This window comes from Citrobacter sp. VF227 (genome assembly GCF_052950715.1).
On sequence record NZ_JBRFVF010000237.1, the window covers coordinates 1 to 528 of the forward strand.

Annotated in this window: 2 protein-coding genes; one reads left to right on the forward strand and one right to left on the reverse strand. The window is 65.5% G+C overall.

From position 1 onward, the window contains the following. Positions 1-256 (forward strand): HNH endonuclease signature motif containing protein (locus ACU8YC_RS26090; protein ID WP_446896126.1); only part of this gene is annotated, 256 nt, incomplete at its 5' end. Here ACU8YC_RS26090 and ACU8YC_RS26095 read toward each other — a convergent pair. Next, positions 231-528, reverse strand: a 298-nt coding sequence (locus ACU8YC_RS26095; RefSeq protein WP_446896127.1) for a hypothetical protein, incomplete at its 5' end; no start/stop codon positions are given. The two genes, ACU8YC_RS26090 and ACU8YC_RS26095, sit on opposite strands and share 26 nt — an antisense overlap.

The following is a 528-nucleotide window of genomic DNA, read 5'->3' on the forward strand; positions in this document are numbered from 1 at the left end:
CCCTTTCTGCATCTGGTGCGACCAGGAAGGGCGCCTCGAATTCGCGAAGGTGGTCGATCACAAGATTCCGATCGCCGACGGTGGGGCGATGTTCGATCCGGCGAACTGGTGGGGCCTCTGCATCCGGCATCACGGCCTGAAGGGCTCGATGGAGATCCACGCGCGCCAGATCGGGCAGCTCGATCAGTTGCCGCTGTGGTGCGACGACCCGAGCGCCCGACCAGCAAGGTTTAATTCAGGCTCGCCGATCCGTTGATGAAGGCGAGCAACGCCGCGTTGATTTCCGCCATGCGGTCGGGAGGGGGGCGGCGGTACATCGGCGAGTGACGATCCTCGGCGCCGACGCTGCCCATGAGGGGGATCGCGATCGGCTCGTCGATCAGGAGCGTCCCACCGCCGGGCTTCGCGAGGCGCTCGCAGGGCGCGGCGGAGAAAGTCGATCCGGGAAAGGCCGCTTCGAGGCGTTCGACGAGATCTGACCGCCGATTATCGTCGTCGAGGATGGTCGACGGCAGCAGGAGCATGAAC